Below are 14367 nucleotides of genomic sequence, written 5' to 3'. Positions count from 1 at the left end.
GCCCCGGCCGGCTAACAGACTTACCAGCAGATGCCTTCGGTCCGGCCACTCGGGGAGGTGGCCTTGGACATGAAGCCAACCAGGTCGATGACCTGCTTGCCTTCCGGTACGTTCTCGGTCAGCGCGCGGAACTTCTCGTCGCGGTTACCAAGGATGATGATGTCGGAGTTGTCGATCACCGCGTCGAAGTCGGAATTGAGCAAGGACGAGACGTGAGGAATCTTCGACTCGATGTAATCCTTGTTCGCACCGTGGACGCGTGCGTATTCGACGTTGCTGTCGTAGATCTTCAGGTCGAAACCCTTGCCGATCAGCATTTCCGCCAGTTCCACCAGTGGGCTTTCACGCAGGTCGTCGGTGCCGGCCTTGAAGCTCAGGCCCAGCAGGGCGACTTTGCGCTTGTCGTGGCTGGAGACGATGTCGAAGGCGTTCTGCACCTGGGATTCGTTGCTGCGCATCAGCGAGTTGAGCAGCGGCGCTTCCACGTCCAGCGAGCCTGCACGGTAGGTCAGGGCGCGCACGTCTTTTGGCAGGCACGAGCCGCCGAAAGCGAAGCCTGGACGCATGTAGTACTGGGACAGGTTCAGGACCTTGTCCTGGCAGACTACGTCCATCACTTCACGACCATCGACGCCGACGGCCTTGGCGATGTTGCCGATCTCGTTGGCGAAGGTCACCTTGGTGGCGTGCCAGACGTTGCAGGTGTACTTGATCATCTCGGCGACAGCGATGTCCTTGCGGATGACCGGTGCGTCGAGTTCTTCGTACAGCGATTGCAGGACGTCGCCCGACGCTTTGTCGAACTCGCCGATGACGGTCATTGGCGGCTGGTCGTAGTCCTTGATCGCGGTGCTTTCACGCAGGAACTCAGGGTTGACCGCGACGCCGAAATCGACGCCGGCTTTCTTGCCGGAGCAGTCTTCGAGGATCGGGATGACCACATTGGCCACGGTGCCCGGCAGTACGGTACTGCGAACCACGATGGTGTGACGGGTGGTCTTGTCACGCAGGACAAAACCGATCTCGCGGCACACGGCTTCGATGTAGTTCAGTTCCAGGTCGCCGTTCTTTTTGCTCGGTGTACCGACGCAAATCATCGACAGGTCAGTATCACGAATAGCTTCGGCGAAGTTGGTAGTACCGCGCAGGCGACCTGTTTGAATGCCTTGCGCCAATAGCTCGCCCAGGCCCGGCTCAACGATCGGTGATTTACCGGCGTTGATCATGTCGATCTTGTCTTTGGCGACATCTACGCCAACTACATCATGGCCCCGTGCAGACAGGCAACCGGCACATACTGCACCGACGTAACCCAAACCAAATATGCTAATGCGCATCGCATTTACCTCTGTTTTCACGCCATCAAATGGCCGGAGTTAATAAGTGTTCAGCGGTCATCGCGCACTCGGAAGTGTGGAATGCAGGCGCCACAGTGCCGTGTGCAGGCATACTAAGTTCCGAGTGTCTAAATAAATGCACTCAAGTTGTGCGCAAAGCGGCCTAGTTGTTATGACCTGCCCTGTTATGCAGCCAGTCCTCGTTGGCGGGACGTTCGTGCAACGGTCGTTCACTTTCCGATTTCTGGCAAAAAGCCCACAAAATCAGAAGCTTGTGTGCTCGGGTGAGCACGTTATAGGGGCGCAGCCTTGGCCTTGTAGGGGATACAAATGGTGCTTTATCTCCCGTCCTTTTAAGGGTGGATCCAATTAGACGACCGTTTCGCTAAATTGTCGTGACAACTCGGTTACTTCGGACGACGTGCCACGTAAGTTATCTCGTACACACTCGGCGAGAATCGTTACGGGTGGTATGAGCCGTGCAATTTCACATAGTTCCGATCCGCTCATCGCCATTTTCGAAATTTTTCGAAATATTTGCCTAGATGGCACTGCTCTCAAATTGATAGCACGCGTGCTTTTGCCCTTTAGTTTCGGGGAGTTGGCGGGGGTAGATAGTTTTGTGCCACTACTGATGAAAAATTTCCGTGCCACTACGGAAAAATCTGACATTTGTCGAGTGAAAGAAAAGTTAGAGCAGGGGGTGTTTGTTTTGTTGACGCCAAGAAAGTGTCAAGTGCGGTGGGGAAGTGAGATGACATATAGCGGGATGATCGAGGCCCCTTATCGGGGCCTGAAACCGGTGTTGCGTTATTGCGGGGCGTGGTCGCGCAAAAAGACCAACTTGTCCGGGGAGGATTGTTCGGCGTTGTAACGATAGCCCTGTACATCGAAGTGTTTGAGTTGCACGGGATCGTTGATGCGCTGCTCGATGACAAACCGGCTCATCAAGCCCCGGGCTTTCTTGGCGTAGAAACTGATGATCTTGTATTGGCCGTTCTTGAGATCCTTGAACTCGGCATCGATGACGCGGGCTTTCAGTGCACTGCGCTTGACCGCCGAGAAGTATTCATTGGAAGCCAGGTTCAACAGTACGTCGTCGCCCTGATCGGCCAAGGCTTCGTTCAGCCATTCGCTGATGCGGGTGCCCCAGAATGCATAAAGGTCCTTGCCCCGGGCATTGGTCAGCTTCGTGCCCATCTCCAGACGATAAGGTTGCATCAAGTCCAGCGGACGCAGCAGGCCGTAGAGACCGGAGAGCATGCGCAGGTGCTGTTGGGCGTAGTCGAAATCGGCTTCACCGAGGCTTTGCGCGTCGAGGCCGGTGTACACATCGCCCTTGAACGCCAGCAACGCCTGTTTGGCATTGGCCGGGGTAAACGCCGGGTTCCAGCTGCCGAATCGCGCGGCATTGAGGCCGCCGATCTTGTCGGAGACGTGCATCAACTCGCTGATCTGCGCTGGCGAGAATTCGCGCAATTGTTCAATCAGCTCTTGGGAGTGATCCAGGTACTGCGGCTGGGTAAAACGCTCGGTGGCCGGCGGTGTTTCGTAATCGAGGGTCTTGGCGGGGGAAATCACCATCAGCATGCAAACGTCTCCTTTAAGGGTGCGGCGATTCTAGGGGGTTGTCCGGGTGGACTCCAGCTATTGAGGTGATAGGGGATGGGTGGTGGGCGGATGGATTGCAGAGAAGCCCTTGTGGCGAGGGAGCTTGCTCCCGCTCGGTTGCGCAGCGACCGTAAGATCCTGGGGCCGCTGCGCCCGAAGCGTCGGACCGACCCAGCGGGAGCAAGCTCCCTCGCCACAAAAGCAGGTTCGCCAAGAAGATGCGGTCACAGGCCAGTGCCGCACCAGATCAGCTATCATCCCGCGCGGGTTTCGTTATGGAGCATCCCTTTTGCGTATCGTCCTTTTACTGTCGGCTTGGTTGTTGAGCCTCGGCGCTTTCGCTGCGCCCAACGACGTCGCTACCCTGGACCGCAGCACCTGGCCTGAACAGCTCACCAGCCCGACGCTGTTCGATGTGGCTTCGCGGGCCGAGGTCCTGATGTTCGCCCGGGTATTGCTGGATGCCGATGCCATGGACGAAATAGCCCTCAAGCAATACCTGGGGCTGCGTTCGGTCAATATGGTCGCGGTAAACGCCTTGCGTGCACGGCTGTGGCAGCGCCTGCTTTCGAGCTACAACTTCGCCCAGCGCAGTTGCACGCTGGATGCCTCCTTCTGCTACCTGGTCGAGGACATGGCGACCCTGCGCGAGGAGGCGGGCCGGTTCCGGCTCGACGACAATTCCTATTACATCAAGTGGGCCGAGCCGAGCCGGATCTTTCATACGCAGTACCGCGACGAGCTGCTGCGCAAGGCTGCTCTGTTTCCCCAGGTCAGCAGCGAAGTCGAGCGTTTCGGCGATTACGAGCGCAACGGCGAGCAGATGAATGACCGGCTGTTTTTGCTGACCTTCGACAGCGCTGCCAACGTCGCGCCGGACCACACGCCATGGCTGACCGAGTATCTGCGCAAGTCGAACATGAACGGCACTTTTTTTGTGCTGGGCAAGGACATTCAGGCGCGCCTGACAGACGGCTCGGCAAATGATCTCCAGACTCTGTTTGCTGGGCAATGCGTCGGGGTGCAGGGATGGGAGTTCCGCTCCCACAGCCATTGGCAGGACTGGCAGGATTCGGTACGGCGCAGCGTTGACCTGGTCAAGGGCCGGCTGCCGGAGAATTACGTGCCCTTGTTCCGTCCGCCACAGGGCCAGCGTCGAGGCGATGCCCAGGCATTTTTCAGGAACCAGGGCCTGCAAGTGGCGCTATGGGATATCGATCCCCTGGACAGCATCAACCGCCTCAAGCCCGAGCAGAGCGCCCAGCGCGCGCTGACCTTGATGCTGTTGTGGCGCCACGGGGTCATCAACTTCAATGCCAAGCAGGACGCGGTGAAAACGGCGCTGCCCTGGCTCGTTACGCAAACGGCGCAAAGCGGGATCGGCTGGCAAGAGTGTCAGGACGCGTTTCGCTGAAAATAGGCAAAAGTCCCGTAAACATTGGGCGGGGCGGGAATCGGGGCGCGCATTCAGGGCGACCGGACTTCCGACTTTAACGGCGCCGGGGCACTACGCCAAGGGTTATTCGTCACTCTGAAAAATAAACTTCAAAAAAGCGTCAAAGTGCTTTTTCCTGTCATCGTTTTTGGAGTATCAAGAAGTCAGACCGCCGAAACCTGCAACACAGGTGGCGTCTTCCAAGACCCAGATTGTGTGCAGTTCACCCGAAATCCTCGCGGGTGAATTCGGTGGCTACCTCGAGGCGCAGCACTGTCACGGTATTGCGTCGAATGGCCCCCACAAAGGTGACCGAGTATGGATGACCACGGACGTAGCCCTTCCTCCAACCAGCCAATCCTGTATGTACTCGATACCAACGTATTGATCCACGATCCAAACGCGCTGCTGAATTTCGAAGAACACCATGTTGCCCTGCCGATGACCGTCCTTGAAGAGCTGGACAAGCTCAAGAGTGGCCATCACAGCGTAGCGGCCGAATGTCGCCAGGCGATCCGCCTGATCGACAAGACCCTGGGCGATGCCTCTCCAGAAGACGTTGAACTGGGGGTGCCGATCCAGCGCGGCAAGAGCGGCCCCAAGGGCCTGCTCTCGATCCTGATGAGCAAGCGCACCGAACCCAACCTGGTGCTGCCTGAACACCTGAACGACAACATCATCATCAACCAGCTGATCGACCTGCACGCGCGCAACAAGGATCAAGCCGTGGTGCTGGTGACCAAAGACATCAACATGCGCCTCAAGGCCCGCGCCTGCGGGATCGCGGCGGAGGACTACAGCACCGACCAACTGGTCGACGACGTATCGCTGTTGCCTAACGGCTACCACACCATGACCGGCTCCTTCTGGGACCGCGTCAGCAAGGTCGAGACCCGCCAGGACCATGGGCGCACCTGGCACCAGGTGCAACTGATCGACAACCTGCCGGCGGTGCACATCAACGAATTCATTATCGATGAACAAGGATTCGTCGGCTGGATCAAGGAAATCCAGGTCGACAAGCTGCTGATCCTCGACCTGCACCAGGAACCCCTGCTGCATCAGGAGGCGTGGGGCCTCAAGCCTCGCGACATCTACCAGAGCCTGGCGCTGTTCGCCTTGCTCGACCCGGACATCCACCTGGTCAACCTGTCCGGCGCCGCTGGTTCCGGCAAGACCATCCTGGCCCTCGCCGCCGCCATCGAACAGACCATGGTCAGCAAGCGCTACCGGCGCATCATCGCCACTCGCAGCGTGCAGGGCCTGGACCAGGAAATCGGCTTCCTGCCCGGTACCGAAGCGGAAAAAATGGAGCCGTGGCTGGGTGCAATTACCGACAACCTCGAAGCCTTGCACATGGATGACGAGAGCACCCATGGCAGCGTCGACTACATCCTCAGCAAAGTGCCGTTGCAGTTCAAATCCCTCAACTACATCCGAGGCCGCAGCTTCCAGCAGAGCCTGATCCTGATCGACGAATGCCAGAACCTGACCCCGCACCAGATGAAAACCATCATTACCCGTGCCGGCGCCGGTTCCAAAGTGGTGTGCCTGGGTAACCTGGCGCAGATCGACACCCCTTACCTGTCCGCGACCAGCTCCGGGCTGACCTACCTGACCGAACGCTTCAAGGACTTCCCCAACGGCGTCCACATCACCCTGCAGGGCGTACCGCGCTCGATCCTGGCCGAATACGCCGAATCTCATCTGTAACCCCAGCCGAACCGGGCGGCCATCAAGGTCGCCCGGTTCTTCCATGCACCACATGACCCTGTGGGAGCCAATTGTGGGTACGACAATCAACCCTGCCGGAATTTGACTCACAGGTTTACAATCGACGCTCCTGATCAGGAGTTACCCTGTGCTGACCCATCTCGATTCCCAAGGTCGCGCCAACATGGTCGACGTGACCGACAAGGCCGTGACGTTCCGCGAAGCCACCGCCGAAGCCTTTGTGCGCATGCTGCCCGATACTCTGCAAATGATCGTCAGCGGCGGCCATCCCAAGGGGGATGTGTTCGCCGTCGCGCGCATTGCCGGTATCCAGGCGGCAAAAAAAACCAGCGACCTGATCCCGCTCTGCCATCCGCTCATGCTCACCAGCGTCAAGGTCGAACTGACCGCCGAAGGCGAGGATCGCGTGCGCATCGTGGCCCGCTGCAAGCTGTCGGGACAGACCGGTGTCGAGATGGAGGCGCTCACCGCCGCCAGCGTCGCCGCGCTCACCCTCTACGACATGTGCAAGGCCGTAGACCGGGGCATGACCATCGAGGGCGTGCGTGTGCTGGAAAAACTCGGCGGCAAGAGCGGCCGCTTCCAGGCGGATGCGCCATGAACATCACCGTGAAGTTCTTTGCCCGTTATCGCGAAGCGCTCGGCGTGGATTCGCTGAAAGTGGAGGGCGTTTTCGCCACGGTTGACGATGTACGCGCATTGCTCGCTCAGCGTGACGGAGCCGAAGTGCTGCGAGAGCAGAACCTGATGTGCGCCCGCAACGAAGACCTGTGCCAGCTCGATGAACCGCTGGCGGACGGCGACGAAGTGGCCTTCTTTCCCACCGTGACCGGAGGCTGAGCCATGGCGATTCGGGTGCAGGCCGAGCCGTTCGACCCAGGGGCCGAGGTCAATGCGATGCAGGCAGCAAATGTCGGCGTCGGCGCCGTGGTGAGTTTTGTCGGCTACGTGCGCGACTTCAATGACGGCCTCGATGTGTCCGGGATGTTCCTCGAGCATTATCCGGGCATGACCGAAAAAGCCCTGGGCAAGATCGCCACCGAAGCCGAGCAGCGCTGGCCGCTGCTCAAGCTTGAGGTATTGCACCGCATCGGCGCCCTGGAACCGGGTGAGCCGATCGTTTTTGTCGGCGCCGCCAGCGCCCATCGCCAGGCGGCATTTGACGCCTGCGCCTTTGTCATGGACTACCTGAAGACCCGCGCACCGTTCTGGAAAAAGGAAAATACCGCCGAGGGCCCGCGTTGGGTCGAGGGGCGGGACAGTGATCATGTGGCGGCGGATCGCTGGAAGCGGTAGGCAACCTGTTGAACTACCAGGGTATCCAAGACGAAAAAAAGCGCAGCCTGGTTGGGCTGCGCTTTCGGTACTGTGAAGACGGTTAAGGTCGCTTGCGCTCGACCGGCCGCAACAGATGAGTCGGCGGCATCTCGCAACTGATCTTGCGGCCCAGCAGTGCCTCGATCGAGGGTAACTGGTAGGAATCATCCTCGCCGGCGAAGCTGATCGAAACCCCGGCGGCCCCGGCACGACCGGTGCGGCCAATACGGTGCACGTAGTCGTCCGGCACTTCCGGCAGGGTGAAGTTGATCACGTGGCTGATGCCGTCGATGTGAATGCCGCGACCGGCCACGTCGGTGGCGACCAGCACGCGGATCTTGCCTTCACGGAAACCTTCGAGTGTCTTGATGCGCTTGTGCTGCGGCACGTCGCCCGACAGTTGCGCGGCGTTGACGCCATCGCGCACCAGGCGTTCTTCAATGCGGCGCACTTCGTCCTTGCGGTTGGCGAAGACCATCACCCGCTCCCAACCGTTGTCGTTGACCAGGTTGTAGAGCAGTTTGTACTTGTCGGCACCGGCGACCGCGTAGATGTGCTGTTCGACATTTTCGCTGGCGACGTTTTCGGCTTCGATCTCGACGATTGCAGGATCGGTGGTCCATTGCTTGGCCAGGTTCATCACGTCTTCGGTGAAGGTGGCGGAAAACAGCAATGTCTGGCGTTCGTTTTTCGGCGGGGTCTGGCGAATGATCTGGCGTACCTGGGGTATGAAGCCCATGTCGAGCATTCGGTCGGCCTCGTCGAGCACCATCACTTCGACCATGTCCAGGTGCACGTCGCCGCGCTGGTTGAAGTCCAGCAGGCGGCCCGGCGTCGCCACGAGGATGTCGCAGTGGCGGGCCTCGAGGTGCTTGAGCTGCTTGTCGAAATCCATGCCGCCGACGAACGTCATCACGTTCAGGCCGGTGTACTTGGTCAGGTCGGCGGCATCCTTGGCGATCTGCACCACCAGCTCACGGGTTGGCGCGATGATCAGCGCCCGCGGCTCGCCCATGTAGCGTTCCTTGGGGGGCGGGGTCTGGAGCAACTGGGTGATGATCGAAATCAGGAACGCGGCGGTCTTGCCGGTGCCGGTCTGGGCACGACCGATAGCGTCCTTGCCGGCGAGGGTATAGCCCAGCACTTGCGCCTGGATCGGCGTGCAGTACGGGAAGCCCAGGTCCTGGATGGCATGCATCAGCTCGGGGGCGAGCTTGAAATCGTGGAAGCGGGTCTTGCCTTCCTGAGGTTCTACGACGAAGTCTTCGAGCTTCCAGGCAACGACCGGCGGTTTGGGTGCGCGCTCGCGACGTGGCTTGGGGGCTTCGCTGCGTGGTTTTTCCGGCTCGGATGCCGCCACAGGTTGCGCAACGGATGCGGTCGACGGCGATAGTTTTGCGTCCGCAACGGGGGCGGTCCGACGTGGTTGGTGCGCATCGGTGCGGCTCGCGCCGTGGACGGGGGCGCTGGCTTCAGGCGCGAGTTGCTCGGCCTCGCTTTTACCGAACATCTTCTTGAGTGCTTTGAGCACGGTCATCTCATCGGTTGGTTAAGGAATGTACGCCGGCCAGTGTAATGCAAGAAACGGGCGCGGCGTAGTGTGATCATCAAAGCGCTGGCGTGGCTATCTGCCTCTTAGCGCAAGCGTTCCGCCAGCCAGGTACCGATGTCGCGAATCTCCTCGGGTAACACTTCGTGGCCCATTGGGTATTCTTGCCATGTCACGGTGACACCATGCTGCTTCAGATACTCTTTGGCGGTCCGGCCCATCGGGTTGAGTACCACTTCGTCGTACTGTCCGTGCAGCGCCAGTACCGGAACGCGTTGCTGGCTGGCTGACAGCTGCAGTTCTTCGCCGAAAGTTGGCGCATAAGTGGACAGCGCAATCACGCCCCCCAGCGGTCCCTGCCACTTGACGAATGCCGTGTGATAAACCACTGCTCCGCCTTGGGAAAACCCTGCCAGGAAAATCCGCGAGGCGTCTATTCCGCTGGCTCGCTGGGTTTCCATCAGGTCGATGACCCGTTGCGCCGAGGCGTCCAGTTGTTGTTCGTCGATCGCCCGCGCCGGGCTCAAGGCCCGAATGTCATACCAGCTGGGCATGGCGTAGCCACCATTGATGGTCACCGGTTGCGTCGGCGCCTGGGGCAATACGAAGCGCGTAGTCAGCAGGCTTTGCTGCAGCATTTCGGCGACCGGCATGAAGTCGTAGCGATCGGCGCCCAGGCCGTGGAGCCAGATAACGCACGCATCGGCGGTGCTGGAGGGCTCGAGAATCAAGGGGTCGGTCATGGTGTGCTCCAAAAATGTGCGGGTGCGCTCAATCAGTGCCTGATTGCGGTGCGCGCCTGGTGCCTCAGTTAATTAGATGTCGCAATGCTACAAGTTTTTGTCTTGACGTCGCCAGTAACGGACAAGCGCAGCGGTGTGGTACGGGCTTTGCTATTGGTTTAGCCGAATGATGATTCTTACGCAGCGCGGTAACACTATCAGCTCGACGCGACGCATGGGATATCAGAAATCCGGTGATGGATGTTCGCCAATAGCCGCTACGGGCTTCGCGAACGTGAAGGGCTACAGCCCGTTCGGCCGATTGGTGAGAAGTGAGTAAGGCGCCGTTTATAGCCGCTCTCATTACTAGACTCATAGCGAAGGCCCAGACGTCGGTTGACCCTAAAAAAAGCCAACAAGGGTCGGCAATGCCTCAAAAGGGTGCGACAGGGTCCCAGCTCCGACACAACAAGAGCAAAACTGGAGGTTTGAATGAAGTTACTGAAATCCACCCTGGCAGTCGTGACTGCAGCAGCAGTCCTCGGTGTCAGCGGGTTCGCTCAGGCGGGTGCAACCCTGGATGCCGTGCAGAAGAAAGGTTTTGTGCAATGTGGTGTAAGTGATGGCCTGCCGGGTTTCTCGGTGCCTGATTCCACCGGCAAGATCGTGGGTATCGACGCTGACTTCTGCCGTGCCGTGGCCGCTGCGGTGTTTGGCGATGCGACCAAGGTCAAGTTCAGCCAGTTGAACGCCAAGGAGCGCTTCACCGCGCTGCAATCCGGCGAAATCGACGTGCTGTCGCGCAACTCCACCATGACCAGCTCCCGTGATGCGGGCATGGGCTTGAAATTCCCGGGCTTCATTACCTACTACGACGGCATCGGCTTCCTGGCCAACAGCAAATTGGGCGTCAAGAGCGCCAAGGAACTGGACGGTGCAACCATCTGCATCCAGGCCGGTACCACCACCGAGCTGAACGTGTCCGACTACTTCCGCGCCAACGGCCTGAAGTACACCCCGATCACTTTCGACACCTCCGATGAAAGCGCCAAGTCGCTGGAATCCGGTCGTTGCGACGTGCTGACCTCCGACAAGTCCCAACTGTTCGCCCAGCGCAGCAAGCTGGCTTCGCCGAAGGACTACGTGGTCCTGCCGGAAACCATCTCCAAGGAGCCACTGGGCCCGGTCGTGCGTAACGGCGACGACGAGTGGCTGGCCATCGTGCGTTGGACTGGCTTCGCCATGCTCAATGCCGAAGAAGCAGGCGTGACCTCGAAGAACGTCGAAGCTGAAGCCAAGTCCACCAAGAACCCGGACGTCGCTCGTATGCTGGGCGCTGACGGTGAATACGGTAAAGACCTGAAGCTGCCGAAAGACTGGGTTGTGCAGATCGTCAAGCAAGTCGGCAACTACGGTGAAATGTTCGAGCGCAACCTCGGCAAGGACACCCCGCTGCAGATCGATCGCGGTCTGAACGCTCTGTGGAACGCAGGCGGCATCCAATACGCACCACCAGTGCGCTGATGGTTCTATCACCCGGTGGGCCAACCACCGGGTGATGTTCTGTTCCATTCTTTGCGGGGCACTTCATGCAAAATTCAATCGGCGCACCTAAGCAGAGGCTCAGCCTCAGCGATCCACGAGTGCGTGCGTGGGTATTTCAGATCGTCACCATCGTGGCGGTTATTTCGCTGGGCTGGTTTCTGTTCGATAACACACAGACCAACCTGGAACACCGGGGCATCACGTCCGGTTTCGGCTTTCTGGAGCGCAGTGCCGGTTTCGGCATCGCCCAACACCTGATCGACTACACCGAAGCGGACAGTTATGCCCGCGTCTTTGTAATCGGTTTGCTCAACACCCTCCTGGTGACCTTCATTGGCGTGATTCTGGCGACCATCCTGGGGTTCATCATCGGCGTCGCACGCTTGTCGAAGAACTGGATAATCTCCAAGCTGGCGACCGTCTACGTGGAGGTCTTTCGTAACATCCCACCGCTGTTGCAGATCCTGTTCTGGTACTTCGCGGTATTCCTGACGATGCCGGGACCACGGGCTGCCCACAACTTCGGCGACACCTTCTTCGTCAGCAGCCGTGGCCTGAACATGCCGGCGGCGCTGGTGGCGGAAGGGTTCTGGCCGTTCGTGGCCAGTGTCGCGCTGGCGATCGTCGCCATCGTGCTGATGACCCGCTGGGCCAACAAGCGTTTCGAAGCAACGGGCGAGCCGTTCCATAAATTCTGGGTGGGCCTGGCGCTGTTCCTGGTGATCCCGGCGTTGTGCGCACTGATCTTCGGCGCGCCCGTGCATTGGGAAATGCCGCAGCTCAAGGGTTTCAACTTCGTCGGTGGCTGGGTTCTCATCCCGGAACTGCTGGCCTTGACCCTGGCGCTGACAGTGTACACCGCGGCGTTCATCGCCGAGATCGTGCGTTCTGGCATCAAGTCGGTCAGCCATGGCCAGACCGAGGCGGCTCACTCGCTGGGCCTGCGCAACGGTCCGACCCTGCGCAAGGTGATCATCCCGCAAGCCCTGCGCGTGATCATCCCGCCGCTGACCAGCCAATACTTGAACCTGGCGAAGAACTCTTCGCTGGCGGCCGGTATCGGTTATCCGGAAATGGTTTCGCTGTTTGCTGGCACGGTGTTGAACCAGACCGGTCAGGCCATCGAGGTGATCGCGATCACCATGAGCGTGTACCTGGCGATCAGTATCAGCATTTCCTTGCTGATGAACTGGTACAACAAGCGCATTGCGCTGATCGAGCGGTGAGGAAAAGCGCATGACATCCCATACTTTCAAACCTGATATGCCGCCACCGAGCAAAGTGTTCGGGCCGGTGGCATGGATGCGCGCAAACATGTTCTCCAGCTGGCTCAACACGCTGCTGACGTTGTTCGCGTTCTACCTGATCTACCTGATAGTCCCACCGATCCTCGGTTGGGCTATCCTCGATGCCAACTGGGTCGGCACCACCCAGGCCGACTGCACCAAGGAAGGCGCCTGCTGGGTGTTCATCCAACAGCGTTTCGGCCAGTTCATGTACGGCTATTACCCGACAGGCCTGCGCTGGCGCGTAGACCTGACGGTGTGGGCGGCAGTGCTTGGCGTGGCGCCGCTGTTCATCTCGCGCTTCCCGCGCAAGGCGATCTACGGCCTCTGCTTCCTGGTGCTGTACCCGATCATTGCCTGGTGCCTTCTGCACGGTGGCGTTTTCGGTCTGGATACCGTGGCGACCAGCCAGTGGGGTGGCCTGATGCTGACGTTGGTGATCGCCACCGTCGGTATCGTCGGTGCTCTGCCGCTGGGCATCGTCCTGGCCCTGGGCCGGCGCTCGAACATGCCGGCGATTCGCGTGGTCTGCGTGACCTTCATCGAGTTCTGGCGCGGCGTGCCGTTGATCACGGTGCTGTTCATGTCCTCGGTGATGCTGCCGTTGTTCCTGCCTGAGGGCATGAACTTCGACAAGCTGCTGCGGGCGCTGATCGGCGTGATCCTGTTCCAGTCGGCCTACGTGGCCGAAGTGGTGCGTGGCGGTCTGCAAGCGATTCCGAAGGGGCAATACGAAGCGGCCGCGGCGATGGGCCTGGGCTATTGGCGCAGCATGGGCCTGGTGATTCTTCCGCAGGCCCTGAAGATGGTGATCCCGGGGATCGTCAACACCTTCATCGCATTGTTCAAGGACACGAGCCTGGTGATCATCATTGGCCTGTTCGACTTGCTCAACAGCGTGAAACAAGCTGCCGCCGACCCGAAATGGCTGGGCATGGCCACCGAAGGCTATGTATTCGCCGCCCTGGTGTTCTGGATTTTCTGTTTTGGTATGTCCCGCTATTCCATGCATTTGGAACGCAAGCTGGACACTGGCCACAAGCGTTAGGAGTTGACTCATGAGTGAAGCGATCAAACAGCCTGTGAGCCCTGAAGGCATTATTCAGATGCAGGGCGTGAACAAGTGGTACGGCCAGTTCCACGTGTTGAAAGACATCAACCTGAACGTCAAGCAGGGCGAGCGTATCGTGCTGTGCGGCCCGTCGGGTTCTGGCAAGTCCACCACCATCCGCTGCCTCAATCGCCTGGAAGAACACCAGCAGGGCCGCATCGTGGTCGACGGCGTGGAACTGACCAACGACCTCAAGCAGATCGAAGCGATCCGCCGCGAAGTCGGCATGGTGTTCCAGCACTTCAACCTGTTCCCGCACCTGACCATCCTGCAGAACTGCACCCTGGCGCCGATGTGGGTGCGCAAGATGCCCAAGCGCAAGGCCGAGGAAATCGCCATGCATTATCTGGAGCGCGTACGCATTCCGGAACAGGCGCACAAGTACCCGGGCCAGCTCTCTGGCGGTCAGCAGCAGCGCGTGGCGATTGCCCGTGCCCTGTGCATGAAACCGAAAATCATGCTGTTCGACGAACCGACCTCGGCCCTCGACCCGGAAATGGTGAAAGAGGTTCTGGACACCATGATCGGCCTGGCCGAAGACGGCATGACCATGCTGTGCGTGACCCACGAGATGGGCTTCGCCCGCACCGTGGCCAACCGCGTGATCTTCATGGACAAAGGCGAAATCGTTGAACAGGCTGCGCCGAATGACTTCTTCGACAACCCGCAGAATGACCGTACGAAGTTGTTCCTGAGCCAGATCTTGCACTGATCCGATCT

General features: G+C 59.5%; 13 protein-coding genes. 9 read left to right on the top strand and 4 right to left on the bottom strand.

Annotated elements, in window-relative coordinates; all coding sequences use genetic code 11:
• Positions 1-20: 20 nt before the first annotated feature.
• Positions 21-1337 (bottom strand): nucleotide sugar dehydrogenase, encoded by a 1317-nt coding sequence (locus tag J3P89_RS23230; protein ID WP_305496603.1) that lies wholly within the window; start codon positions 1335-1337, stop codon positions 21-23.
• 810 nt (positions 1338-2147) lie between these two features.
• Positions 2148-2927, bottom strand: a complete 780-nt coding sequence (yaaA, locus tag J3P89_RS23225; RefSeq protein WP_434695768.1) for a peroxide stress protein YaaA — start codon at positions 2925-2927, stop codon at positions 2148-2150.
• 310 nt (positions 2928-3237) lie between these two features.
• On the opposite strand from yaaA, the gene J3P89_RS23220 reads away from it, so the two are divergent.
• The 5 genes from J3P89_RS23220 to moaE all read left to right on the top strand — a co-directional run bounded on the left by J3P89_RS23220 (position 3238) and on the right by moaE (position 7413).
• Positions 3238-4362, top strand: coding sequence for a polysaccharide deacetylase family protein (locus tag J3P89_RS23220; RefSeq protein ID WP_434695767.1), 1125 nt, complete (start codon positions 3238-3240; stop codon positions 4360-4362).
• Positions 4363-4701: 339 nt separating this feature from the next.
• Positions 4702-6096 (top strand): PhoH family protein, encoded by a 1395-nt coding sequence (locus J3P89_RS23215; protein ID WP_030139644.1) that lies wholly within the window; start codon positions 4702-4704, stop codon positions 6094-6096.
• A 148-nt stretch (positions 6097-6244) separates the two neighbouring features.
• Complete coding sequence (gene moaC, locus J3P89_RS23210; protein WP_434695766.1) at positions 6245-6718, top strand: cyclic pyranopterin monophosphate synthase MoaC; 474 nt, start codon at positions 6245-6247, stop codon at positions 6716-6718.
• On the top strand, positions 6715-6957 hold the full coding sequence (locus J3P89_RS23205) for a MoaD/ThiS family protein (RefSeq protein ID WP_305496595.1): 243 nt from the start codon (positions 6715-6717) through the stop codon (positions 6955-6957). The genes moaC and J3P89_RS23205 overlap by 4 nt, the downstream gene beginning before the upstream one ends.
• A 3-nt stretch (positions 6958-6960) precedes the next feature.
• Positions 6961-7413 (top strand): molybdopterin synthase catalytic subunit MoaE, encoded by a 453-nt coding sequence (gene moaE, locus J3P89_RS23200; RefSeq protein WP_434695765.1) that lies wholly within the window; start codon positions 6961-6963, stop codon positions 7411-7413.
• An 82-nt stretch (positions 7414-7495) separates the two neighbouring features.
• On the opposite strand, the gene rhlB is transcribed toward moaE, so the two are convergent.
• Complete coding sequence (rhlB, locus tag J3P89_RS23195; RefSeq protein ID WP_434625908.1) at positions 7496-8971, bottom strand: ATP-dependent RNA helicase RhlB; 1476 nt, start codon at positions 8969-8971, stop codon at positions 7496-7498.
• Between the two features lie 98 nt (positions 8972-9069).
• Positions 9070-9726 (bottom strand): alpha/beta hydrolase, encoded by a 657-nt coding sequence (locus tag J3P89_RS23190; RefSeq protein ID WP_434625906.1) that lies wholly within the window; start codon positions 9724-9726, stop codon positions 9070-9072.
• 471 nt (positions 9727-10197) lie between these two features.
• Between J3P89_RS23190 and J3P89_RS23185 the strand changes: the two genes are divergently transcribed.
• From J3P89_RS23185 to J3P89_RS23170, 4 genes are all read left to right on the top strand, one after another.
• Positions 10198-11229: an amino acid ABC transporter substrate-binding protein gene (locus tag J3P89_RS23185; RefSeq protein WP_186610954.1), complete on the top strand. Its 1032-nt coding sequence runs from the start codon at positions 10198-10200 to the stop codon at positions 11227-11229.
• A gap of 65 nt (positions 11230-11294) precedes the next feature.
• Positions 11295-12476: an amino acid ABC transporter permease gene (locus J3P89_RS23180; protein WP_434673593.1), complete on the top strand. Its 1182-nt coding sequence runs from the start codon at positions 11295-11297 to the stop codon at positions 12474-12476.
• A gap of 10 nt (positions 12477-12486) precedes the next feature.
• A complete protein-coding gene (locus J3P89_RS23175; protein ID WP_434695764.1) occupies positions 12487-13584 on the top strand; it encodes an amino acid ABC transporter permease in 1098 nt (365 codons plus the stop codon).
• Positions 13585-13594: 10 nt separating this feature from the next.
• A complete protein-coding gene (locus J3P89_RS23170) occupies positions 13595-14359 on the top strand; it encodes an amino acid ABC transporter ATP-binding protein (protein WP_003178331.1) in 765 nt (254 codons plus the stop codon).
• Positions 14360-14367: the final 8 nt, after the last annotated feature.

This window comes from Pseudomonas sp. Z1-14, assembly GCF_051132005.1.
Taxonomy (GTDB): domain Bacteria; phylum Pseudomonadota; class Gammaproteobacteria; order Pseudomonadales; family Pseudomonadaceae; genus Aquipseudomonas.
The sequence above is the reverse complement of the archived record's forward strand: the minus strand, read 5'-3'. Positions and strand labels throughout refer to the sequence as shown.